Below are 21,642 nucleotides of genomic sequence, written 5' to 3' on the forward strand. Positions count from 1 at the left end.
AACGGCTGAGCCGCCCCGCGCGTCGCCCGCCGCCGCGGCTGCCCGGGCCGCCCGTGGCTAGGCTCCGGCCATGGGCACCCCCGAACGCACCCCGGAGCGCGCCGCCGCACCCGCGCCCGGGTCCGCGCCGCAGACTCCACGCTCCCCGCAGGCCCTGCACGCGCCGCGGGCCCGGCGGATCGCCGACCGGCTGTCCGTGCAGTTCCGCGTCCCCGTCGAGCCGCAGTTCGAGCCGGTCGGCCGGCGCTGGACGCTGCGCTGGTACGACGGGCCGACGGTGGACGCGGTGCGGTGCGCGCTGGCCCGGCTGTTCCCGGACGGGGCCGCGGACGCGCTCGCGGTGCGCCGGGACGTGACCACCCGGGCGCTGGCGCTGGCCGCGATCCGGGAGACCCGGGCGGGGGCGATGCACCGCTCGGTGGGCAGTTGGGGCCAGCGCTACCACCTGGAGCAGTTGCTGGCCGGGCAGGAGCACCCGGACCGGCCGGCCGATCCGCGCGAAGCGGCCATGCTGGAGCGGCTGTTGGCCGCGGCGACGCCCGAATCGGCGCGCGGCCCGGTCTCCCCCGACCTGTCCCGGGCGTTCGACCTGGTGGCCCGGGACGGGGTGGCCTGGCTGCTGCCCGAGCACCGCCTGGCCGGGCCCGCCGACCGGGACGCCCTGGCGCTCACCCCGCTGGAGTACCTGACCTCCCGTTACGCCACCGGCGTGCACCGCACCGCGTGGGAGAGCGCGTTGGCCGTGCTGCCGGTGCGCACCGCCGTTGCCGCCGCCCACGGCGACCCTCGGCCCGACCCGGACGCCGCCCGCGCGGCCCTCGCCCTGCTGCCCGTGCTGCGCGCCCAGCTCTCGGCGGAACTCGACGCGATCGGCGAACGCCTGGCCGCTGCCGCCGGATCCCCGGCCGGGGCGCCCGCCGCAGCCACCGCCGTCGAGCCCCTCCTCGAACCCCCCGGCGACGCCCTCGCCGAACCTCTCGCTGAGCCCCTCACCGAGGCTCCCGCCGCCGCCCGGTAACCCTCCCGGCAGCGTATCGGTCCTCATTCTGCCTGTTCACGGCCGCTTCCGGTAGGACTGAGCGCACATCCGTCCTCCCTTGTCCGGCGCACCCCGCCGGCCGCAGACTCGTCCGCATTCCCCCCTTTGGACGAGAGCGATGGGAGCCGTGTGTCCTCACACGTTGATCTGGAACTGGCTTTGCGGGCCCGGGTGTTGCTGGCGGGCAGCGAGCCGCCCACCCCGTGGCAGGCGTACCGGGCGCACCGCCTGCTGGCCGGCGACAACCCGGCGGTGCACCTGCCGAAGCTGGCGCTGGCGGCGATCGAACTGACCGGCCACTACCCGGTGCTGCTCCGGCGGGACCTGCAACTCGGCCTGATGGCCGAGGCGTTGGCCGTCGCGGCGGCCATCCCGGCGGACGACCCGTTCCGGCCGGAGGCGCTGCGGCAGATCCGCAAGGCGTACGCCGAACAGGCCGTCCGACTCGACATCCCCCCGCACCCCGAAACGATCTGACGCACCATCGGATCGGCTTTTCTCCAAGCGATCTGACGCTTCGTCAGAGTTCCGCGTCGCGGGCCAGCAGGGCGGCCTGCACCCGGTTCTCGCAGTCCAGTTTGGCCAGGATCCGGCTGACGTAGGTCTTCACCGTCGCCTCGCTCATGTGCAGCCGGGCTCCGGTGTCGGCGTTCGACAGCCCCTCGCCGAGCAGATCGACCACCGCGCGTTCGCGCGCGGTGAGCACGGCCAGCCGCCGCCTGGCCTGTTCGCCGCGCGCGGCCGCCGGGCCGTCGGCGAGGCTGTCCACGATGTGCCGGGTGGCGGCCGGGGAGAGGAAGGCGTGGCCGGTGGCGGCGGCCCGGACGGCCTGGATCAGTTCGCCGGGCGCAGTGTCCTTCAGCAGGAAGCCGGCGCCGCCGGAGGTGATCGCCCGGAGCACGTTCTCCCGTTCGCCGAAGGTGGTGAGCACGATGGCCCGGGTGCCGGGCGCGGCGCGGGGCAGTTCGGCGAGCGCGCTGAGGCCGTCCATGACCGGCATCCGGATGTCCAGCAGCAGGACGTCCGCGGCGAGTTCGGCCGCCATCCGCAGGGCCTGCGCCCCGTCGGGGGCCTCGCCGACCACCTCGATGTCCTCGGCGGAGGTGAGGATCATCCGGATGCCGGCCCGGATCAGCGGCTCGTCGTCGGCCACCAGGACACGGATCACCGGGCACCTTCCTCTGCTGCTCTTCGGCCTGCTCACACCTTGCCATGGAAGTGCTGCTTCTCGACCAGCAGGCCGTCCTTGAAGCAGAACCGCACCACGTCCTGGTCGTCGCCGTCCCGGTCCCCGGCGAACCAGCGGCAGTGCGCGCCCTCGGGCAGCGGCGGGCCGATCCGGCGGAAGTCCTGGGTGAGGAACTCGCTGCCGACCGGCAGCCGTTCGTTGACGGACTGCTCGCTCTGGCCGACCTCGACGGCGTCGTAGAGCCGGGTGGGGACGGTGGCGTCCCGCAGCGAGCTGACGAACATGATGGCGCCGAGCGCGGCGACCGCGGCCACCACTCCGAGCACCGCGAGCGCGCCGAGCGCGCAGCCCACCGCGGGGCTCCGGCGGCGCTTCTCCGGCTCGGTAAACTCCCCGGCGAGCAGGGCGAGTTCCTCGTCGTCGGGGAGGGCGGCGCGGGCCCCCTCGGCGGTGTAGGGCAGCATCCCGGCCAGCCGGAAGCCGCCGTCCGGCAGCGGCCCGCTGTGCACCATGCCGCCGAGCAGCCGGGCGCGTTCGCGCAGCCCGGTCAGGCCCTGGCCGCCGGAGACCGCCGCGGTGCCGTCGCCGCCGGGGCCGTTGACCACCTCCACCACCAGGGTGTCCGGCTCGTAGCGCACGGTCAGTTCGATCGCCGTGCCCGGGGCGTGCTTGTGCGCGTTGGTCAGGCCCTCCTGGGCGATCCGGTACGCGGCGTGGCCGGTGGGCGCGGGGAGCGGGCGGGGCGTGCCGAGGTGGCGCAGTTCGATCCGGGCGCCGGCCGCGCCGGAGGTCTCGGCCAGCCGGTCGATGGCGTCGACGCCGCCGGGGGCGGTCGCGGTGTCCTCGCGCAGCAGGCCGACCACCTCGCGCAGTTCGCGCATCGCGCCGGTGGCGGCCTGGCGCAGCACGGCGACGGCCTCGCGCTGCTGCTCGCCGAGGGTGCGGTCGACCTCCAGGGCGCCGGTGTGCACGGCGATCAGGGCGAGTTGGTGACCGAGGCTGTCGTGCATGTCCTGGGCGATCCGGTGGCGTTCGCGCAGCCGGGCCTGGCGGGCGATCATCACGCGTTCGCGGAGCAGTTGGGCGTTGCGTTCGCGCAGGCTGTCGAGCAGCGCGACGCGCTGGGCCCGGTAGCGGCCGATGACGGCGGGCAGGACGCCGGTCAGCAGGTACCCGGCGATGCACAGGCCGAGCAGGACGGGCAGCGGGAAGTGGTCGCGCCGGTTCTGCAGCAGGCCGACGCCGACGGTGGCCAGGAAGCCGAGCCCCAGCACCGCCGGGGTCCGCCAGGGCCGGCTGATCCGGCGCCCGGCCGAGTACCCGGCGGCGACCAGCACCGGCAGGAACCCGGTCGGCCCGCCCACCCCGGCCGCCGACACCACCAGCACCGGCCCGGGCAGCCCCCGCCGCAGCGCGAACAGCACCGCGCACGCCCCCACCACCAGCCCGGACGGCCACCCGCCGCTGTCCCCCGCCTGGAACAGCGCCGCGAGCCCGCACACCAGTAGCCCGCCCAGCACCTCCCGGACCGCCAGTTTCCACCGCCAGGGCCCGGGGAACGCCCGCCCGATCCACGCCCGCATCCGCATCCGCACCCCCCGACCCTAGCCAGCCCCGCCCCGGCCCCGATGCCGCCGAAAGTCGACGCCGCGCCCCGACCATCGTCGCTGCCCCGCCGGAGCGGCCTGCGGCCCCAGCTCAGCGGAAGGCGTCGGCGTGCCGGGCGCACCAGTCGGCGAAGGTGCGGGGCGGGCGGCCGAGCAGGCGGGCGACGGTGTCGGTGCGGAAGCCGGTGGTGTCGGCGCGCAGCAGGGCGAAGGCTTCGGTGACCGCCTCGGCGAGGGCGGCGGGGGCTCCGGCGGGGAAGCGGGCCCGGACGGCCTCGGCGGGGGTGGCGGCGGGGCGGACCTCGATCGGGCGGCCGGTGGCGGCGGCGAGCAGGGCGACCTGTTCGGTGACGGTGAGCGCCTCGCCGCCGGTGAGCGCGTGGTGCTCGCCCCGGTGTCCGTCCCCGGTGAGGACGAGGGTCGCGACGTCGGCGATGTCGGCGGGGTCGATCGGGGCGAGGCGGCCGGGGCCGACCGGGTCGAGGACGTAGCCGCCGGTGCGGACGGTGTCGGCCCATTCGAGGGCGTTGGTCATGAAGCCGCCGGGCCGCAGGACCGTGTACGGGATGCCGCTGCCGCGGACGGCCTCCTCCCGTTCGCGGTGCCAGCGGCCCATCGCGGGCACCGGGTCGCCGAGCACGTTGGCCGAGGACAGGTGCACCAGGTGCCGCACCCCGGCGGCCCGGGCGGCGGCGACGGCGTGGGCGGTGTGGGCGGTGCCGAGGCCGGGGGTGAGCAGGAAGAGCCGTTCGACGCCCGCGAACGCCGGGGCCAGGGTGGCGGGTTCGCCGAGGTCGCCGACGGCGCGTTCGATCCGGGCGGGCAGCGCGGCGGCCCGGGCCGGGTCGCGCACCAGGACGCGGATCCGGGCGCCCTTCGCGTCGAGCGCGCGGACGAGTTCGCGGCCGACGTTCCCCGTCGCACCGGTGACCAGTATCATCGTTCCCCCAGAAGCCGTTAGCCGTCTACTGATTTCCCGGACAGGACGCTAGCCGGTAACTGATTAGCCGTCAATCGACCTGCTGGCACCGACCGGAGAGCCGCCATGCCCGACTTCCTCGACCTGCACGGCAAGACCTCGAAGGCGCTGCGGGCCGCCGCCGACGCCGGCATGCGCCGCCACGGCCTGCACCTCGGCCAGAACCTGCTGCTCGCCGCCCTCTGGGAGCAGGACGGCCGCACCCCGGGCGAGATCGCCGCCGCCCTGGAGGTCACCACCCCCACCGTCGTCAAGATGGCCACCCGGATGGCCACCGCGGGCCTGCTCATCCGCGCCCGCGACGACCGCGACCAGCGCCTGGTCCGCCTCTGGCTCACCGACGCCGGCCGCGCCCTCCAGCAGCCGGTCGAGGCCGAACGGCGCCGTCTCGAGGAGCAGGTCACCGCCGGCCTCACCGCGACCGAGCGCCGCCACCTGCTGACCGCCCTCGCCAAGATCCACCGCGCGGCCACCGCCCTGCCCGCCGAGTAGCCCCGCCCGCCGAGGAGCAGGTCCTTCCGGCCTCCTCGTCAACTGCCGTCCGGGCGGTGGACGGTGAGGCTCCCGTGGGCCGCCAGTGCGGCGGCCGGGTCGCCGGGGGTCTGCCGCAGGACGGCGTCCAGGAAGGCCAGGGTGGTCTCGGCGAGCATCCGCGGGCTCCCGGTGCGGCCCAGGGTGCCGGTGACCGAGGGCAGCGGCGGCAGGTAGAGCGGGGCGTCGGTGAAGGTGAGGTGGGCGGCGCCGGGAACGGTCAGCCGGTAGCTGGTCGCGGTGTCGGCCGCGAGCGCCTCGGTGAGGCGGGGCAGGTAGCGCGGGTCGGTGGCCGGGGTGACGGCCTGGGTGAGCGCCAGCACCGGCTGGTGCAGGGCGGGCGTGGCGGGGCCGTGCGGGAAGCCGTCCAGGTCGACGGCCGCGGCGAACCGGGCGTCCTGCCGGGCCGCCTGGAGCGCGGCGGCCCCGCCCATCGAGTGCCCGGCCACCGCGGCCCGGCCGGTGTCCAGCCGTCCGGCCAGCGGGTCGCCGCCCCCGGCCCGGCCCAGGTCCGCCAGCCGGGTCAGGGCGAAGCGCAGGTCCGCGGCCCGGACCGCCGTCCAGTCGGCCGCGAGCTGCTCGTCCCGGTCCCGGTCGCCGCTGGAGGCGGTCGCGGCCCGGACCGTCCGGCCGTCGTCCAGGACCACGGCCGCGCAGTCGTACGGGTGGTCGAGCGCCGCCACCAGGTAGCCGTGGGCGGCCAACTCCTCGGCCCAGGCGGTGTTCTGGGTGCGCGCCCCGCCCGACCCCGGCGAGAACAGCACCACCGGGAACCGCCCGCCCCCGCCGGCCACCGGCGCCCCCGCCACCGCCCGGGAACGGGCCCGCGCCGCCCCGTCGAACAGGAACCCGGGCAGGCCGGCCCCGCCCGCCAGCGCACCCGCGACGGTGCGCGCCTCCTGCTCCGTCCGCCCCAGGTACGGGGCCCGCGGCGCACCCGCCGGGCTCGCCCCCGCCGGGTACCAGAGCTGGACGACGACGGTCCGCCGGTCGTCCGGGTCGGCGGTGAAGGTCTCCGGCCGGTCCGGGTCGGTCCACTGCACCACCCGGGTCCCGACCGGGTACGGCCCCGACGGCACCGGGAACACCGGCACCGGGAACGCCCACGCCGCCAACGGCCCCGCCGCCACCAGCCCCAGGGCGGCCACCGACCCCGGCAGCGCCAGCCACCACCGGGCCCGCCACCCCGGCCCGCCCGGACGCCGCCGCAGCCCCCGGAGCAGCGGCGCCGCCGCGAACGGCAGCGCCACCGCCCCGCCCGCCAGCACCGGCAGCAACTGCCAGCGCACCCCCAGCACGCCCAGCACCGCCGCGGACGGCACGAACACCGCCACCGCCGCGGCCCGGCCGCGCGGCCGGGCGGCGGCGGGAAGCCAGCGCGCCGCCACCAGCGCGGCGGCGGCCAGGACGACGAGGAACTCCGGAAGGGACAGGAACAGCCCCGTGATGGTCTCGGTCACGCCGCCATCCTCGAAGCGGCACGCCCCCCGCCGCATCGGCCCCCGGTCGCCGGCCGCCGCCACCCCGGTCGCACCCCGAGCCCCCGGCCGGCCGGTCCCGTTGCGACCCCGGGAGGTACCGCCCCTCCTCCTCCGGTCGTACCCGGACCCGCCGCCCTCCGACGGCGGGCTCATGCGCACGGCCGCCCCGCCGCCTAGCGTGGCAGCACCGGGACGCCCGGTTCCCCTCCCCCTCCACCACCGCGCCCACCGAGCGACAGGAACACCCGATGACCGAGGCGGCCGCCCGACCCGAGGAGGCCCACCTGCCCCTCCGCCTGCCCCTCCACCTGTCCATCCGCCGGCTGCCGCCCGCCGCCCGGGAGGCACTGCCGGTGGCACTGCTGCTGCCGCTGCTCCTGCTGCACCTCGCGGGCACCGCCCGGTCGTCGGACCTCCCGTTGGCCGCAGCCCTCACCACCGCCCTGGTGCTGCCGCTGGCCTGGCGGCACCGGGCCCCGTACGCGGTGTTCGGCACGGTGGCCGCCGCGGCTCTCCTCCAGTGGCTGGCGGACGTCCAACTTCCCGCGGACGTCGCCCTGTTGGTGGCCCTGTACGCGGTGGCCGCGCACACCGGGCGGCGCGGGACGCTCGCCGCCTGCGCCGTCGTGGTGGGCGGCGCCCTGGCGGCCTGCCTGCGCTGGTCGACGGACGGCGCGTTCGCCGCCCCCTTCGTCGCCCTGGCCGCGACGGCCGTCACCGCCGCCACCCTGGGCGCGCACGCCCGCACCACCCGCGCCCACCTCGCGGTGCTGGCGGAACGGGCCGCGCACCTGGCCCGGCAGCAGGAGCAGCGCGAGCGGTTGGCCGTCGCCGAGGAGCGGGCCCGAATCGCCCGGGAGGTGCACGACATCGTCGGCCACCACCTGTCCGTGATGGTCGCGCTCACCGACGCCGCCGTGCACGTCCGGGACCGGGCCCCCGAGCAGGCCACCGCCGTACTGCTGCGGGCCGCCGAGACCGGCCGGCAGGCCCTGACCGACCTGCGGCGGCCGCTCGGCCTGCTGCGCACCGGCGAACCGGACCCGCAGCGCCACCCGCTGCCCGGCATCGCCGAGTTGGAACCGCTGGCCGACCGGATGCGCGCCGCCGGGCTGCCCGTCCGCCTCGACGTCCACGGCGAACCCGAGCGCCTGCCCGCAACCGTCCAATTGACCGTCCACCGCCTGGTGCAGGAAGCCCTGACCAACACCCTCAAACACGCCCCCGCCGGCACCCGCGCCGAGGTCCGGATCCACTGCGCACCCGCCGCCGTCACCGTGGACGTCACCGACGACAACCCCGCCCCGCGCCCCGCCACCGCCTCCGGCCAGGGCATCCCCGGCATGCGCGAACGCGCCGCCGCCCACGGCGGCACCCTGTCGGCCGGCCCGCTCCCGGACGGCGGCTGGGCCGTCCGCGCCCGCCTGCGGCTCGACGGCGGCCCGGCGGCGTCCGCATGACGGTCAGGGTCCTGGTCGCCGACGACGAGGCGCTGCTCCGGATGGCCTTCACCACGATCCTGGCGGCCCAGCCCGACCTGACCCCGGTCGGCGAGGCCGAGGACGGCGACCGGGCCGTCCGCCTCGCCCGCGAACTGCGCCCCGACGTCGTCCTGATGGACGTCCGGATGCCCGGCACCGACGGGATCGAGGCGACCCGGCGGATCACCCGCCTCTCCCCGCCCGCCCGGGTCCTCGTCCTCACCACCTTCGACCTCGACGAGTACGCCTTCGCCGCGCTCGCCGCCGGCGCCTCGGGCTTCCTGCTGAAGAACACCCGGCCCAAGGAGCTCCTCACCGCGATCCGCAACGTCGCCGCGGGCCACGCGGCCCTCTCCCCCCGCATCACCCGCCGCCTGCTGGACGACTTCCGCCCCCACCTCCTCCCCACCGGCACCCCCGACGACCACGCACGCCTCGGCCGCCTCAGCACCCGCGAACGCGAGGTCCTCGTCGCCGTCGGCCAGGGCCTCTCCAACACCGAGATCGCCGCCACCCTCCACCTCGCCGAAGCCACCGTGAAGTCCCACCTCGGCCGCATCCTCCACAAACTCGCCCTCCGCGACCGCGTCCAAGCCGTGGTCTTCGCCCACACCCACCACCTCGTCCACCCCACCTGACCCCCGCCACCCCCGCCCACCACCCCAGGCCCACCCGCCCGTCAGAGCACCGTCCCCGCCGGCCGCGCGATCAGCACCGCGATGTCGTCCGCCCGGTGCCCGAACTCCCCTCCCCTCAACTCCCCGCCCGCCAGGGCGTCCCCACGCTCTCCTCCCCCTGACTCCCCGCCCCCGTCAGCCGCGCGATCAGCACCGCGATGTCGTCCGCCCGGTGGGCGTCGTGCCGGGCCTGGCCCAGCAGGAAGTCGGCGAGGGGTTCGAGGGCGGGGGTGGTGGCGTGGGCGAGGGCGGTGCGGAGGCGGTCGATGCCCTCGCCGATGGTGGCGGTGGCGGATTCGACCAGCCCGTCGGTGTAGAGGACGAGGGTGGCCCCCGGCGGCAGCCGGGCCTCGGTGGCGGGGAAGTCGAGGTCGTGGTCGATGCCGAGCAGCGGTCCGCCGGCGAGGTCGAGGGCGGTGGTGCGGCCGTCGGCTTCGCGCAGCAGTGGCGGGGGGTGTCCGGCGCGGACGGCGCGCAGGGTGCGGGTGCCGGGGTGCAGGCGCAGCAGGCAGCAGGAGGCGAGCAGTCCGGCGTCGAGGTCGACCAGGAGGTGGTTCGTGCGTCGGGCGACGGTCTCGACCGGGTCGTCGCCGCTGGCGAACGCCCGTACCGCGCTGCGGAGTTGGCCCATGAGGGCGGCGGCCTTGACGCTGTGTCCCTCGACGTCGCCGATGATCAGGACGACACCGCCGTCGGGGGTGGGCAGGACGTCGTACCAGTCGCCGCCGATGTCCATGCCGCGGGTGCCGGGCAGGTAGCGGGCGGTGATGTCGAGGCCGGGGACGGCGGGCAGCCGGTGCGGGAGGAGGGCCTGTTGGAGGCCGCGGGCGACGGCGGACTCGGCGTCGTAGAGGCGGGCGCGTTCGAGGGCCTGGGCGATCAGGCCGCCGAGGGCGGTGAGGACGGAGCGGTCCTCGGCGGTGAACGGCCGGGGGCGGTCGAAGCCGAGGATGAGGCTGCCGACGGGGTGGCCGGAGGCGATCAGCGGGAGGAAGGCCCAGGCGGCCATCTCGTCGCGCGGGATGCCGGGGTAGGCGGCGGAGAGTTCGCGGGCGGACTCGAAGAAGATCGGCGCGCCGGTGGTGAACACCTCGGTGCCGGGCAGCCGGGCCCGGATCGGGGTGCCTTCGAACGGGTCGAGGAAGCCTTGGGGGTAGCCGCTCTCGGTGACCAGGTGCATCCGGCCGCCGCGGGCCAGGTAGAGGGCGAGTTCCTGGCCGCCGAAGCCGGGCAGGATCTGGTCGACGACGGCCTCGGCGACCTCCCGGACGGTGACCGCCTCGGTGAGCGCGGAGGCGAGTTGCAGCAGGTGGTAGACGCCGCCGAGGGAGGCGGGGGTGGGGGGCGGGGCCTCGGGGAGGGTGGTGTCCTCGCTGGGGGCGGCGGGCACGATGCGGCCGGTGAGGCCGTGCGCGTCGGGGTAGAGCGAGAAGGCCAGCCAGTGGCCGGGCGGGCGGCGGGCGAGGAACGCGGTGGGCTGCTGGGAGAGCATCGCGGAGCGGTAGCGGTCCTCGTAGGCGGGGTCGGCGAGCCAGGTCAGCACGTCCCAGGGGCGGCGGCCGAGCAGGTCGGCGCGGGTGGCGTGCAGCAGCATCTCGGCGCTGCGGTTGACGTAGCCGAGCCGGCCGTCCGGGTCGAGCGCGAACACGCCGTCGCGCAGGCGTTCCACGGCGGCGGTGGCGGCTTCGGCGGCGGTGGCGTCGGCCACGGCGACGACCAGCCGGGCGGAGTCGGGGACGGGGTGTCCGGACAGGTCGAGCTGCCGGGTGCCGCCGCCGGAGTCGCGCAGCCGGACCCGGTGGGTGAACGGGCGGCCCTGCCGGGCGGCCTGCCGGACGGCTTCGCGCAGCGGGGCGACGTCCTCGGGGACGAGCCGGTCCAGCAGGGCGGCGCCGCGGCCGTCGAAGGGGCCGGTGCCGAGGATCTCGCGCAGCCGTTCGTCGACGGTGAGCCGGTTGGCGGCGAGGTCCCAGTCGAGGAAGCCGAGCCGGATGCCGTCGCCGCCGGGCACCGGCAGCGGCACCACCACGGGCGGCCCCTCCCCGCCGACCCGGTCGCCGTACGGGAGCAGGCCGGTGGCCAGGCGGTTGCCGGCGGTGCGCAACTGGCGGCGGGTGGCGGCGGGCGGGCGTCCGCCGCCGGCGGGCCAGAAGACGGCGATCACGCCGAAGGTCCGGTCACCGGCGGTGACGGGGGTGGCGGCGGAGGCGTGCGCGTACGGGAGTCCGACGGCGAGCCGGGGGTAGCGGCGCATGGTCTCGTCGGCGTCGGCGAGCACGATGGTGCGGCCGCCGCGGTAGGAGTCGGCGACCGGCAGGGGTGCGGCGACGGCGATCCGCCGGAACGGTTCGAGCAGGCTGAGCGGGATGCCGACGACGGCGGCGACGGCCAGCGAGCGGCGGTCGGCGGAGTGCAGGTAGAGCACGCCCCCGTACGCGGCAGTGGACCGGACGGCGCGCAGCAGGCCGTCGGCGAGCAGCGGTTCGGCGGCAGCGTCCCAGCGCGGGCGGGCGTCGCCGCGCGGGGGGTCGGGGCGCGTCGCCGCTTCGGGGTCGGTCCGTGGGGGCGGGCCGGACGGGTCCGCCGGGACACCCGGGCGCATGTCTCACTCTGTACGCCGCCGGTCGGGCCGCGTCAAACGGGGGACGGCACCGGTCCGTCCGGGTGACGGCCCCTCGGCGCGCCGATACGACAAGTACGCCAAGGGGATCATCGGCCGGTATGCCGACACCCTCCGCCACACCCCCCGGTAGCACGCCCAACACGCCCAACACGCCCGGTACCCCCGGCTCCTCCGCCCCGGACGCCCGCACCCGCGCCCGCCGCGCCCGCCGCTGCGGTCCGGTCCGCCACCACCGCCGGGGCCTGGCCGCCCTCACCGCACTCGCCACCCTCACCGTCGGCTGCTCCGCCCTGCGCGCCCAGGACCCCGACCCCGCCCGCGCCTCCGCCCCGGCCGCCCCGCCCGCCGCCGGGACCCCCGCCGTCCAGGCCGCCCAGGGCCAGGCCGCACCCGCCCAGGGCGCCCAGCTCGCCCAGGCCCAAGCCGCCCAAGCAGCGCAGGCCGCGCAGGCCGCCCTCGCGGCGATGCCCGCCGCCCGCCCGCAGGCCGCCGCCGGGCAGGAGCTGAACGGCCGGCTCGCCGCCGCCGAGCAGCAGGCGGGCATGCAGCGGGTCCTCGCGGCCGCCCGGCGCTGGGGCCTGGCCGCGCTCCCGCTGCGCCCGCCCGCCCCGCCCGCCGTCAAGCCGGAGCTGGCCGACGGGCCCGGCGTCAAGCGCCTGCCGGGGCTGCCGCCGGTGGTCTACCGCGTGCCGACCAGCGACAAGGTGGTGTTCCTGACCGTCGACGACGGCGCCGAGAAGGACCCGCAGTTCGCCGCCATGGCCGCCGAGCTGGGCGTCCCGATGTCGGCGTTCCTCTCCGACTACCTGGCCCGCTCCGACTACGGCTACTTCCGCGGCCTGCAGGCCCACGGGGTCACGCTCGACAACCACACCCTCACCCACCCCGACCTGCGCCGACTGGGCCCCGACGCGCTCCGGCACGAGATCTGCGACCAGCAGGACCACCTCCAGCAGGAGTCCGGCACCCGCCCCCGCCTGTTCCGCCCCCCGTACGGCGAGTACACCGAGGCGGCCCTGCGCACCGCCGCGTCCTGCGGCGTCACCGCCTTCCCGCTGTGGAACGAGGAGGCCTTCCCCGACCACCTGGAGTGGCGCTACGCCGACCAGAAGTTTCACCCCGGCGACATCGTCCTCACCCACTTCCGCGCCCCCTCCGGCGACTGGAAGGGCACCATGCCCGACATGCTGCGCCGGGTGGTCGACGCCGCCACCGCCCAGGGCTTCGCCATCGCCCGCCTGGAGGACTACCTCTGACCCGACGCCTCCGCGTCCGCCCCCTGGCCCGTCCCCGCCTCCGCGTCCGACCCCGGGCCCGTCCCCGCCCCCGCCTCCGCGTCCGTCCCCGTCCCCGTCCGCTCCCCGGGCGCGGCGGCCACCGCGACCCGGGGCAGCGCGTGCGGGTGGTGCTCGCGCAGGAAGCCGACCAGGTGCTCGCGCAGGTCGCAGCGCAGCTCGAAGGCGTCGCTCGCGTTGGCGGCGGTGGCCAGGGCCCGCACCACCAGGGTGCTGGGGGTGGTGTCGACGACCTGCAGGGCACTGCCCTCGCCGTCCCAGCGCGGGTTCTTGGCCAGGTAGTCCTCGAACTCGGCCCGCAGCAGGCCGACCGGCGTGCTGTGGTCGAGGTGCAGCAGCGCGGTGCCGGTGATCCGGTCGGAGCGGCGCGACCAGTTCTCGAACGGGCGCCCGGCGAAGTACGACATCGGCATCACGATCCGCCGCTGGTCCCAGGTGGCGATCACCACCGCGGTCAGGGTGATCTCCTCGACGGTGCCCCACTCGCCGCCGACCACCACCACGTCGCCGATCCGGGCCAGGTCGCCGAAGGCCATCTGGATGCCCGCGAACAGGTTCGACAGCGCGCTCTGCGCGGCGATGCCCGCGACCACGCCGACCAGCCCGGCCGAGGCCAGCAGGCTGGTGCCGACCACCCGCACCGCCGGGAAGGTCATCAGCATCGCGGCCAGCGCCAGCAGCGCGATCGCCGCCTGCACGATCCGGCTCAGCAGCCCCACCTGGGTGCGGGCCCGCCCGGCCCAGGCGGCGTCCCGGCGGCGCACCGCGAGCCGCACCGCCCCGTCCAGCACCAGCGCGGCGGCCCGCGCGCCCAGCCAGCCGCACGAACCGATCGTGGCCAGCACCAGCAGGTGCCCGATCCCGCCGGGCGCCCGCACCCACGGCATCGCGGCCAGCAGCAGCCCGCAGCCGGCCACCGCGAGGATCGGGCGGCGGCAGCCGCGCAGCACCCGGGGCACCGTCCCGACCCGGGCCGGCAGCCGACGGGTGGTCACCTCCACGACCCGGTCCGCCCCGTACAGCAGCACCACCACCGCCGCACCGGCCACCGCCAGCCGCACCGCGCTCCACCACCACACCTGCCCGCCCTCCTCGCTCCCCGGCTCCGGATGTCCCCGGCCGCCTTTCCCTCCTGGGGGCGTTCACACCCTCCGGCCGGGCATACGCGCAGGTGCCGTCCGCCGCCGGACGGCCACCCCGCCGCCCGCCACCGGAGGAGCGCCCATGAACCCCGTCGAACGCGCCCTGCGCACCGTCGACCGCACCCAGCAGCGCCACCGGCCGCTGGCCGTCGTGGTCGGGGTGGTCAAGAAGTACGGGGACGACCGGGGCGGGCTGCTGGCCGCGCTGATCACCTACTACGGCTTCGTCTCGCTGATCCCGCTGCTGCTCCTGCTCTCCACCGCGCTCGGCTTCGTCCTGCACGGCCACCCGGACGCGCAGCGCGCCGTGGTCGACTCGGCGCTCGCCGACTTCCCGATCATCGGCGACCAGCTGCGCGCGAACGTGCACTCGGTGCAGGGCAGCGGCCTGGCCCTGGTGATCGGCGTGGCGGGCCTGCTGTACGGCGCGCTCGGCATCGCGCAGGTGCTGCAGCACGCGATGGCCGAGGTGTGGAACGTCCCCGGGGTGCGGCGGCCCGGCTACTGGCCCCGGCTCGGCCGCAGCCTGGCGCTGTTCGCCACGCTCGGCACCGGCCTGCTGCTGTCCACGGCCGCGGCCGCGCTGCTGGGCGCCGCGCTGGGCGGCCCGGCCGCCCGGATCTGCGGACTGCTGCTGTCCGCCGCCCTCAACTCCCTGCTGTTCCTGGCCTGCCTGCGGATCCTCACCCCCAAACAGGTCCCGGCCCGCGCCCTGCGACCCGGCAGCCTCCTCGCCGGCCCGCTGTTCACCCTCCTCCAGGCGTTCGGCGCCGCCCTGGTCGCCCACCAACTCCGGCACGCCACCGCCGTGTACGGCTTCTTCGCCACCGTGATCGGCCTGCTCTCCTGGCTCTACCTGGCCGCCCAGATCACCGTCTACGCCGCCGAGTCCAACACCGTCCTCGCCCGCCGCCTGTGGCCCCGCTCCCTCCTCCAGCCCCCGCTGACCGGCCCCGACGAACAGGTCCTCGAAGACATCGCCCGCCAGGAGGAACGCCGCCCCGAACAGCACGTCGACGTCGACTTCACCGACCCCCCGTCGGACGAGGCCCCGTCGGACGAGACCCCGTCGAAGGACTCCCGGCCGAAGGACTCGCCGTCGGACAAGCACTCGCCGGACGGCCGGGGCGGCGCCGCGGCGTGAGGTCCGCCGCGGGCCCTGCCGCGCGGCGGGGTGTCCATGATGCGGATGGCCCGGTGGGCGCGGGGGGCGGCGTGGTCGACTGGGCGGGAGATTCGCCGCCCGGCCGAAGGAGCTTCGCCATGCTGTCCGTGCTGCCCTCGCTCGACGGGCTGGAGTTCGCGCCGGTGGGCCGGGCGGAGCTGGGGGAGGTCGACCCGGGGACGCGGTTCGCGTACCACGAGGACGACGGGCTGGTGTGGGCCGACTACCGGGGCGGCGAGGTGGTGCACGGGCACCTGGTGGGCACCCGGACCGGGGACACCGTCGACTTCCGGTACGTGCAGCTCAACCGGGCCGGGGAGACCAGCTCGGGGCACTGCACCAGCGTGCTCACCAGGCTCCCGGACGGCCGGCTGCGGCTGGAGGAGAGCTGGCGGTGGGAGTCCCGGCCCGGCGCGGGGACCAGCGCCGTCGAGGAGGTCCTGCCCGTCTGAGCCCGCCGGGGGCGGTGTCGGTGGGCGCCGGTAGCGTCCGGGCCATGACTGATCGTGAGACCTACGCCCCGCTGGTGTTCCTGGAGTACGACCACAGGCCGGGTTCGTACGGCCTGCTGCTGACCGACGACCGGATGGTCGAGGTGGACGAGGTGTTCGAGGCGGCGGGGCAGCAGAACGGGGGCTACGGCTGGGAGGCGGTGGCCCGTTCCGCGGTCCGGTCGCGGGCGCCGCAGCTGGAGGGGCGCTTCCGGTACGACCCGGAGGCCGGCATGTTCGTCGCGTACGGGGAGGACGCGGCGGCGCTGCGCGAGCTCGGGGCGCTGCTGTCGGGGGCCTTCCACGACCGGCCGGCCCTGCGGGAGCTGATCGAGGCCGCCGAGCCCGACTGGTTCGACTGATCCGGCCGATCCGACCGATCCGGCCGGTGCGCACGCGCGGACGCCGACGGCCGCCCCTCCCGACATGAGGGGCGGCCGTCGGCGTCGTGCGGTCCGGTCCGGTCCAGTCCTACCGGGGTCCTGCCGGCATCCGATCGGGGTCGATCAGAGGGAGAGGACCTGGCCCGGGTAGATGACGTCGGCGGAGGCGCCGATGACCTGGGCGTTGGCGCTGTACAGCGCGTCCACGGTGGTGCCGTTGGCGGCCGCGATGGCGCCCAGGGTGTCACCGGACTTCACGGTGTAGCTGCCGCCGGAGGTGGTGGCGGTGCTGCTCTTCTTCCAGGACTGGTGGCCCTGGCCGGAGGAGTACTTGCCGCTGCCGGAGGTGTTGGCGGAGGCGGCGTCGGAGCCCGAGTCGGTCTGGGTGGTGGCCGGCTTGGCGGACTTGGTGCTGGTGTTGCCGGTGCTGCTGTCGCCGGTGCTGCTGGAGGAGGACGAGGTCGACGGGGTCAACTTCGAGGAGCTCGCGCTGCTGCCGGTCGAGGAGGTGTCGACCTGGGCGGCGGCGCCGCCCTGGGTCAGACCGGCCTGCACGGAGCACACGGGCCAGGCGCCCGGGCCCTGCGAGGCCAGCACCTTCTCGGCGACGGCGATCTGCTGCGCCTTGGTGGCCTGGTCGGCCTGCGGGGCGTAGGCGGTGCCGCCGTACGCGGCCCAGGTGGAGGAGGTGAACTGGAGGCCACCGTAGAAGCCGTTACCGGTGTTGATCGACCAGTTGCCGGTCGACTCGCACTGGGCGACCTTGTCCCAGGTGGACACGTCCGCGGCCGAGGCCGAGGTCGCCGCGACGAGGCCGGCCACCGGGAGAACGGCCACCGCACTGCCCGCGACGACGGCGGCCCGGACGCGGTTGCGCTTCCGGTTGCCCTGCTCGGCGGTGGTGGCGGTCTTGGTGGCGGCAGTCTCGTTACGGAAGATCATGCGATTCCTTTCGGATGCCCCGGGCAGGCAAGGCGGAACCAGGGGCCCGGACGGGCCCTGCGGTCTCTCGCGCTTGTGGATCGGACGGGGCGGTCGAGGTCCGACCTGCGCTCCGTCGCGGTCACCCTGCCCGTCGGGCGGCTCGGTGGCCGCACCGGGGCGTTGGTTTCGGGTGATCCCGGGTAGTGCGCCCTGCACTGGTTACGAAGCTACGGGCGCCCGGCCCGAACTCCAAGCATTCGAAGGTTTACGCAGGTCAAGGGCCCGTTACCGGCAGTACAGCGGCGGGCGGCGGGCGCCCCGACCGCGATTTTCCGGGCCCGGGCCGGTCCCGGCCGGCGGCCGTTGTGACCGGGCTCACCGGTTTTGGCCGCCCCGGACGGGGAACCGCGCACCCTCCGTGGCCCCCCGCTGACGGCGCGCCGACCGTCCAGCGATCCGCCTATGGGACGGGCCACAGCGGCCACCCGCCGTCCACCTCGCGGTCACCCGCCGTGACCGGGCCCCCGGCCCGAACTCCCCGGTCAGGACAGCGCGGTGAGCACCCGGGGCCCGTCCTCGGTGATGGCCACCGTGTGCTCGGAGTGCGCGCCGCGCGAGCCGTCCGCCGAGCGCAGCGTCCAGCCGTCCGCGTCCACCCGCAGCTTCGCCGAGCCGGTGCACCACCACGGCTCCAGAGCGAGCGTCAGCCCGGGCTTGAGCTCCAGGCCGCGGCCGGGCCGTCCGACGTTCGCCACGTGCGGGTCCTCGTGCATGGTGCGGCCCAGGCCGTGGCCGCCGAAGTCGGTGTTGATCCGGTAGCCCGCGCCCTGGCCGACCGCGGCGATGGCCGCCGAGATGTCGCCGATCCGGTTGCCGGGCACGGCGGCGGCGATCGCCGCGTCCAGCGCGGTGCGGGTGGACTGCGCCAGCCGGACGTCCTGCTCGGCCGGGGTGCCGACGATGACGGTGACCGCCGAGTCGGCCACCCAGCCGTCGATCGACACCGCGAAGTCCAGGCTCAGCACGTCGCCGTCGCGCAGCACGTAGGGGTGCGGCTGCCCGTGCAGCACCGCGTCGTTCACCGACAGGCAGATCACGTTCCGGAACGGGCCGCGCCCGAAGGACGGCGCGTAGTCCCAGTAGCAGGACTCCGCACCGCGGTCCGCCACCAGCTTCCGGGCCCGCAGCTCCAGGTCCATCACGTCCCGCCCCACCTCGGCCAGCCCGGACAGCTCGGCCAGCGTCCCGGCGACGAACCGGCCGGTGACGGCCATCTTCTCGATCGCCTGCGGAGTCTTCAGCTCGATCACGGCACCGCTCCCTGCACGGCGGCCGCCCGGCCGCCCGGTCGAAAGAACCACCGGTATTCAAATACCGGCAGCGGACAGCGACACGCTAGCAGCCCCCCGGTATTCAAATACCAGGGGGCGGGCGAGTGGCGCGCCGGTGGGGACCCGGTCGCGGGAGGCGGGGCCGGTTCCTGGGGGGCAGCGGTCAGCGGCGGGGCTCGATCCGCAGGTCGCCGGTGGTCACCCGGCGGATGGGCTCGCTGGTCAGCAGGTCGTGCGGCTGGCCGAGTCCGATCGCGCTCGCCGCGTCCAGGCGGGTCAACTGGGCGGGCGTGAACTCGACTTCGAGGGCGCCCAGGTTCTCCTCCAGCTGGGCGGGGGTGCGGGCCCCGATCAGCGTGGTCGCCACGCCCGGGTTCCGCAGGGTCCAGGCCAGCGCGACCTGGGCCGGGGTGCGGCCCAGCTCGGCGGCGACCTCCCGGGCGGCCCCGGCCACGGCCAGGTTGCGTTCGGTGAGCGTGCCCAGGGCGAGGTTGTGGCCCCTGCGGGTGCCGTCGCCGGCGCCGGCGCCCGTCGCGGTCAGGTCGTCCCGGCCGTACTTGCCGCTGAGCACCCCGCCGCCCAGCGGCGAGTACGGCACCACGCCCAGACCCATCTCGCGGGCCATCGGAATCAGGTCGCGCTCCGCGGTGCGTTCGATCAGGCTGTACTCGAGCTGCAGCGCGACCAGCGGCGACCAGCCGCGCAGGTCGGCGACCGCCTGCATCCGGGACACCTGCCAGGCCGGGGTGTTGGAGATCGCCACGTACAGCACCTTGCCCTGCCGCACCAGGTCGTCCAGGCCGCGCAAGACCTCCTCCGCCGAGGTGCGGAAGTCCCAGACGTGCAGGTACAGCAGGTCGATGTAGTCGGTGTCCAGCCGCCGCAGGCTCCCCTCCACCGACCCGAACAGCGCCTTGCGGTGACCGCCCCCGGAGTTGGGGTCGCCGGGGCGGCGCAGCGTCGAGTACTTGGTCGCCAGCACCAGGCGTTCGCGCTCCTCGTGGGCGAACTCGCCCAGCAGGCGCTCGGAGCTGCCGTCGGTGTAGGTGTCGGCGGTGTCGAGGAGGTTGCCGCCGAGCCCGACGTAGTGGTCGAACAGCTTCCGGGCCTCGGCCCGTTCGGCGCCCCAGCCCCACTCGGTGCCGAAGGTCGCCGTGCCCAGGGCCAGCGGTGAGACCCGCAGTCCCGAGCGGCCCAGCAGCCGGTAGGCGTCGAGGGTCAGTGCCATCAGGTCCTCCTGTGCTCGTGGTCCGTTGCCGGAACCGAGTCTGTGGCGGCGGCGGTCCGCGGGTAAGGGACGGCGCTTCCTGGGAAGAGCGCTCCCACCCCGGCGGTTGGACCGCTCATGACGACCCGAGCGATGGACGCCGCCCAGGAGTTGGCCGCCTTCCTGCGGAGCAGGCGCGAACGCCTCGACCCCGACCGGCTGGGCCTGCCCTCGCACCGCCGGCCCCGGCGGACGCCGGGACTGCGCCGGGAGGAGGTCGCCGAACTGGCCGGGGTCAGCACGGACTACGTGGTCCGGCTGGAGCAGGGCCGCGGGCTGCGGCCCTCGGCGGAGGTGCTGGGGGCGCTGGCCCGGGCCCTGAGCCTGGATCCGGGCGAACGCGACTACCTGTTCGACCTGGCCGGACACCGCCGCCCGGGCACCACCGGCGGGCCGGCCGCCGGCGCGGCGCCGGCGCCGGCGCTGGCCCGCCTGGTCGGCGACCTCTCGCCGCTGCCGGCCATGCTGCTGGACCACCGCTACGACATCCTCGCCTGGAACCCCGAAATGGCCCGGCTGCTACCGGACTTCGAGGCCGTGCCGCCGGCGCGGCGCAACGCGATGCGGCTGTGCCTGCTGCACCCGGCGATGCGCGGCTTCTACGCCGACCGGGAGCAAGCGCTGCGGGACGGGATCGCCCACCTGCGCGCGGCATGGGCCGCGCACCCGCAGGACCGGGAACTGTCCGCCCTCATCGCCGAGTTCGCCACCCAGGACGAGGACTTCGCCCGCCTGTGGGCCGAGCGGGAGGTCGGCGTCAACGGACGCGGCCGGAAGCTGCTGCGGCACCCGGCCGCCGGTCCGATCACCGTCGACTTCGAGATCCTGCTACCGCTCCAGGACCCGGAACTGCGCCTGCTGGTCTACCGCCCCGCGGACGAGGAGAGCCGCGCGTCCCTGGACCGCCTGTACGCGCAGTGACCGGTGCCGGGGAGACCGGTGCCGAGGAGACCGGTGCGGGGGAGACCGGCGCCGGGGAGACCGGCGACTCGCGGTCGGCCGCGCTCAGTGGTTGCCGGTCCAGACCACCCGTCCGGCGAAGCCCCCGCGCTCCGCGGCCTTGCGGCGTCGGAGCTCCTCGACCCGGGCGAAGTCCGCTCCGTGGGCCGTTGCCAGTGCGCGGACCACCTCCAGCAGGTCGGCCAGTTCCTCCAGCACCTCCTGCTCGCCGTGGGCGGCCCGCACCTCGGCGGCCTCCTCGGACAGCTTGTCGCCGAGCCGGGCCAGGTACTCGGCCGCGTCGGCGACGTACACCTGCGGTTCCTTCCCGGCGGCCCGGATGATGGCCGGGATCCCGTCCCGGACCAGCTTGCCCGGGCCGGCCGGCGGCTCGGCGGGCGGCTCGGCGAGCGGCTCAGCGGGCGGCATCGAGCAGCACCTCCACGGCGGCCCGGGCCCGGCGGGCGGGGGCGGGGTCGGCGTCGATCGCGGCGGTGACGATGGCGCCCTCGGCCAGCAGGTGGACGGGGGCCGGGTCGGCCAGTCCCGCGGCGCGCGACCAGTCGGCGAGCTGGGCGTGGAAGGCCGCCTTGTGGGCGCGCACCTCGGCGAGCACGGCCGGGGAGGACGGGCCCAGCTCGCCGAAGGCGTTGATCCAGGCGCAGCCCCGGTAGCCGGGCTCGGCGAACCAGCGGCCCAGCCAGTCGAACGCGGCCAGCAGCCGGGCCCGCGGCTCGGACTCCGCCTCGACGGCGGCGGCCAGCCGGGCCCGCCAGCGCAGGTCGCGACGGCGCAGCACGGCCACCACCAGGTCGTCCTTGGCGGGGTGCAGGCGGTAGATCCGCTTGAGCGGCAGGCCGGAGGCGGCCCGGACCTCGTCCATGCCGACGGCGCGGACGCCCTTCTCGTAGAACAGCGCCTCGGCGGCGTCGAGCAGCGCCTCGCTGTCCTGGCGGGTCTGCTCCTCGGTGGGCGGGGCGGGCATCGGCGGCTCCGGTTCGGCGGTCTTCGGGCGTGCTTGACGTGGAGAACGGTCGTTCCCTAGCGTAGGGCCCGCCAGAGTGGAGAACGACCGTTCTCCACCTCGCCGAACCGCTG

21 protein-coding genes are annotated in these 21,642 nt (G+C 76.2%); 10 read left to right on the plus strand and 11 right to left on the minus strand.

Translation table 11 applies throughout. The annotated features are described in order from the left end of the window. The first annotated feature begins 70 nt into the window (after positions 1 to 70). Positions 71 to 1,018, plus strand: coding sequence for a hypothetical protein (locus OU787_RS01850; protein ID WP_268658286.1), 948 nt, complete (start codon positions 71 to 73; stop codon positions 1,016 to 1,018). A gap of 150 nt (positions 1,019 to 1,168) precedes the next feature. Further along, on the plus strand, positions 1,169 to 1,516 hold the full coding sequence (locus tag OU787_RS01855) for a hypothetical protein (protein WP_268658287.1): 348 nt from the start codon (positions 1,169 to 1,171) through the stop codon (positions 1,514 to 1,516). 43 nt (positions 1,517 to 1,559) lie between these two features. Here OU787_RS01855 and OU787_RS01860 read toward each other — a convergent pair whose 3' ends face one another. The 3 genes from OU787_RS01860 to OU787_RS01870 form a co-directional block, all read right to left on the minus strand. Further along, entirely contained in the window at positions 1,560 to 2,207 is a 648-nt protein-coding gene (locus OU787_RS01860; RefSeq protein ID WP_030464177.1) for a response regulator, read from the minus strand. Positions 2,208 to 2,239: 32 nt separating this feature from the next. Further along, entirely contained in the window at positions 2,240 to 3,817 is a 1,578-nt protein-coding gene (locus OU787_RS01865; RefSeq protein ID WP_268661786.1) for a sensor histidine kinase, read from the minus strand. A 109-nt stretch (positions 3,818 to 3,926) separates the two neighbouring features. Next, positions 3,927 to 4,775, minus strand: a complete 849-nt coding sequence (locus tag OU787_RS01870) for an NAD(P)H-binding protein (protein WP_268658288.1) — start codon at positions 4,773 to 4,775, stop codon at positions 3,927 to 3,929. Positions 4,776 to 4,880: 105 nt separating this feature from the next. Between OU787_RS01870 and OU787_RS01875 the strand changes: the two genes are divergently transcribed. After that, the gene (locus tag OU787_RS01875; RefSeq protein ID WP_268658289.1) at positions 4,881 to 5,306 is read left to right on the plus strand and encodes a MarR family winged helix-turn-helix transcriptional regulator; all 426 of its coding nucleotides are present in this window, start codon (positions 4,881 to 4,883) and stop codon (positions 5,304 to 5,306) included. Positions 5,307 to 5,344: 38 nt separating this feature from the next. Here OU787_RS01875 and OU787_RS01880 read toward each other — a convergent pair whose 3' ends face one another. Beyond that, positions 5,345 to 6,805 carry an alpha/beta hydrolase family protein gene (locus OU787_RS01880; protein WP_442788410.1) on the minus strand — a complete coding sequence of 487 codons (1,461 nt, stop codon included), beginning with the start codon at positions 6,803 to 6,805 and terminating at the stop codon, positions 5,345 to 5,347. Positions 6,806 to 7,074: 269 nt separating this feature from the next. Between OU787_RS01880 and OU787_RS01885 the strand changes: the two genes are divergently transcribed. Together OU787_RS01885 and OU787_RS01890 are read left to right on the plus strand one after the other, a co-directional pair. Next, positions 7,075 to 8,286 carry a sensor histidine kinase gene (locus OU787_RS01885; protein WP_268658291.1) on the plus strand — a complete coding sequence of 404 codons (1,212 nt, stop codon included), beginning with the start codon at positions 7,075 to 7,077 and terminating at the stop codon, positions 8,284 to 8,286. Then, the gene (locus OU787_RS01890; protein ID WP_268658292.1) at positions 8,283 to 8,945 is read left to right on the plus strand and encodes a response regulator; all 663 of its coding nucleotides are present in this window, start codon (positions 8,283 to 8,285) and stop codon (positions 8,943 to 8,945) included. Before OU787_RS01885 ends, OU787_RS01890 begins: the two co-directional genes overlap by 4 nt. A gap of 115 nt (positions 8,946 to 9,060) precedes the next feature. Here OU787_RS01890 and OU787_RS01895 read toward each other — a convergent pair whose 3' ends face one another. Continuing rightward, positions 9,061 to 11,586, minus strand: a complete 2,526-nt coding sequence (locus tag OU787_RS01895; RefSeq protein WP_268658293.1) for a SpoIIE family protein phosphatase — start codon at positions 11,584 to 11,586, stop codon at positions 9,061 to 9,063. Between the two features lie 119 nt (positions 11,587 to 11,705). Between OU787_RS01895 and OU787_RS01900 the strand changes: the two genes are divergently transcribed. Continuing rightward, complete coding sequence (locus OU787_RS01900; protein WP_268658294.1) at positions 11,706 to 12,863, plus strand: polysaccharide deacetylase family protein; 1,158 nt, start codon at positions 11,706 to 11,708, stop codon at positions 12,861 to 12,863. Here the strand turns inward: OU787_RS01900 and OU787_RS01905 are convergent. Beyond that, positions 12,854 to 13,981 carry a mechanosensitive ion channel family protein gene (locus OU787_RS01905; protein ID WP_268658295.1) on the minus strand — a complete coding sequence of 376 codons (1,128 nt, stop codon included), beginning with the start codon at positions 13,979 to 13,981 and terminating at the stop codon, positions 12,854 to 12,856. The genes OU787_RS01900 and OU787_RS01905 overlap by 10 nt on opposite strands. Before the next feature lie 145 nt (positions 13,982 to 14,126). On the opposite strand from OU787_RS01905, the gene OU787_RS01910 reads away from it, so the two are divergent. The 3 genes from OU787_RS01910 to OU787_RS01920 all read left to right on the plus strand — a co-directional run bounded on the left by OU787_RS01910 (position 14,127) and on the right by OU787_RS01920 (position 16,062). Further along, complete coding sequence (locus OU787_RS01910) at positions 14,127 to 15,188, plus strand: YihY/virulence factor BrkB family protein (RefSeq protein ID WP_268658296.1); 1,062 nt, start codon at positions 14,127 to 14,129, stop codon at positions 15,186 to 15,188. 119 nt (positions 15,189 to 15,307) lie between these two features. Next, the gene (locus OU787_RS01915; protein WP_268658297.1) at positions 15,308 to 15,661 is read left to right on the plus strand and encodes a hypothetical protein; all 354 of its coding nucleotides are present in this window, start codon (positions 15,308 to 15,310) and stop codon (positions 15,659 to 15,661) included. Between the two features lie 44 nt (positions 15,662 to 15,705). Continuing rightward, the gene (locus tag OU787_RS01920; protein WP_030459716.1) at positions 15,706 to 16,062 is read left to right on the plus strand and encodes an immunity 51 family protein; all 357 of its coding nucleotides are present in this window, start codon (positions 15,706 to 15,708) and stop codon (positions 16,060 to 16,062) included. 144 nt (positions 16,063 to 16,206) lie between these two features. On the opposite strand, the gene OU787_RS01925 is transcribed toward OU787_RS01920, so the two are convergent. From OU787_RS01925 to OU787_RS01935, 3 genes are all read right to left on the minus strand, one after another. Further along, on the minus strand, positions 16,207 to 17,025 hold the full coding sequence (locus OU787_RS01925) for a LysM peptidoglycan-binding domain-containing protein (protein WP_268658298.1): 819 nt from the start codon (positions 17,023 to 17,025) through the stop codon (positions 16,207 to 16,209). A gap of 524 nt (positions 17,026 to 17,549) precedes the next feature. Then, complete coding sequence (gene map, locus OU787_RS01930; protein ID WP_268658299.1) at positions 17,550 to 18,317, minus strand: type I methionyl aminopeptidase; 768 nt, start codon at positions 18,315 to 18,317, stop codon at positions 17,550 to 17,552. Between the two features lie 184 nt (positions 18,318 to 18,501). Continuing rightward, the gene (locus tag OU787_RS01935; protein ID WP_268658300.1) at positions 18,502 to 19,566 is read right to left on the minus strand and encodes an aldo/keto reductase; all 1,065 of its coding nucleotides are present in this window, start codon (positions 19,564 to 19,566) and stop codon (positions 18,502 to 18,504) included. 117 nt (positions 19,567 to 19,683) lie between these two features. Between OU787_RS01935 and OU787_RS01940 the strand changes: the two genes are divergently transcribed. Then, positions 19,684 to 20,526 carry a helix-turn-helix domain-containing protein gene (locus OU787_RS01940; RefSeq protein ID WP_268658301.1) on the plus strand — a complete coding sequence of 281 codons (843 nt, stop codon included), beginning with the start codon at positions 19,684 to 19,686 and terminating at the stop codon, positions 20,524 to 20,526. An 84-nt stretch (positions 20,527 to 20,610) separates the two neighbouring features. Here OU787_RS01940 and OU787_RS01945 read toward each other — a convergent pair whose 3' ends face one another. Both OU787_RS01945 and OU787_RS01950 read right to left on the minus strand, forming a co-directional pair. Next, entirely contained in the window at positions 20,611 to 20,973 is a 363-nt protein-coding gene (locus OU787_RS01945; RefSeq protein WP_268658302.1) for a nucleoside triphosphate pyrophosphohydrolase, read from the minus strand. After that, the gene (locus OU787_RS01950) at positions 20,960 to 21,529 is read right to left on the minus strand and encodes a TetR/AcrR family transcriptional regulator (RefSeq protein ID WP_030459722.1); all 570 of its coding nucleotides are present in this window, start codon (positions 21,527 to 21,529) and stop codon (positions 20,960 to 20,962) included. Before OU787_RS01950 ends, OU787_RS01945 begins: the two co-directional genes overlap by 14 nt. Between the last annotated feature and the right edge of the window lie 113 nt (positions 21,530 to 21,642).

Origin of the sequence: Kitasatospora sp. YST-16 (assembly GCF_026802215.1) — a bacterium.
GTDB classification, from domain to species: Bacteria; Actinomycetota; Actinomycetes; order Streptomycetales; family Streptomycetaceae; genus Kitasatospora; species Kitasatospora cineracea.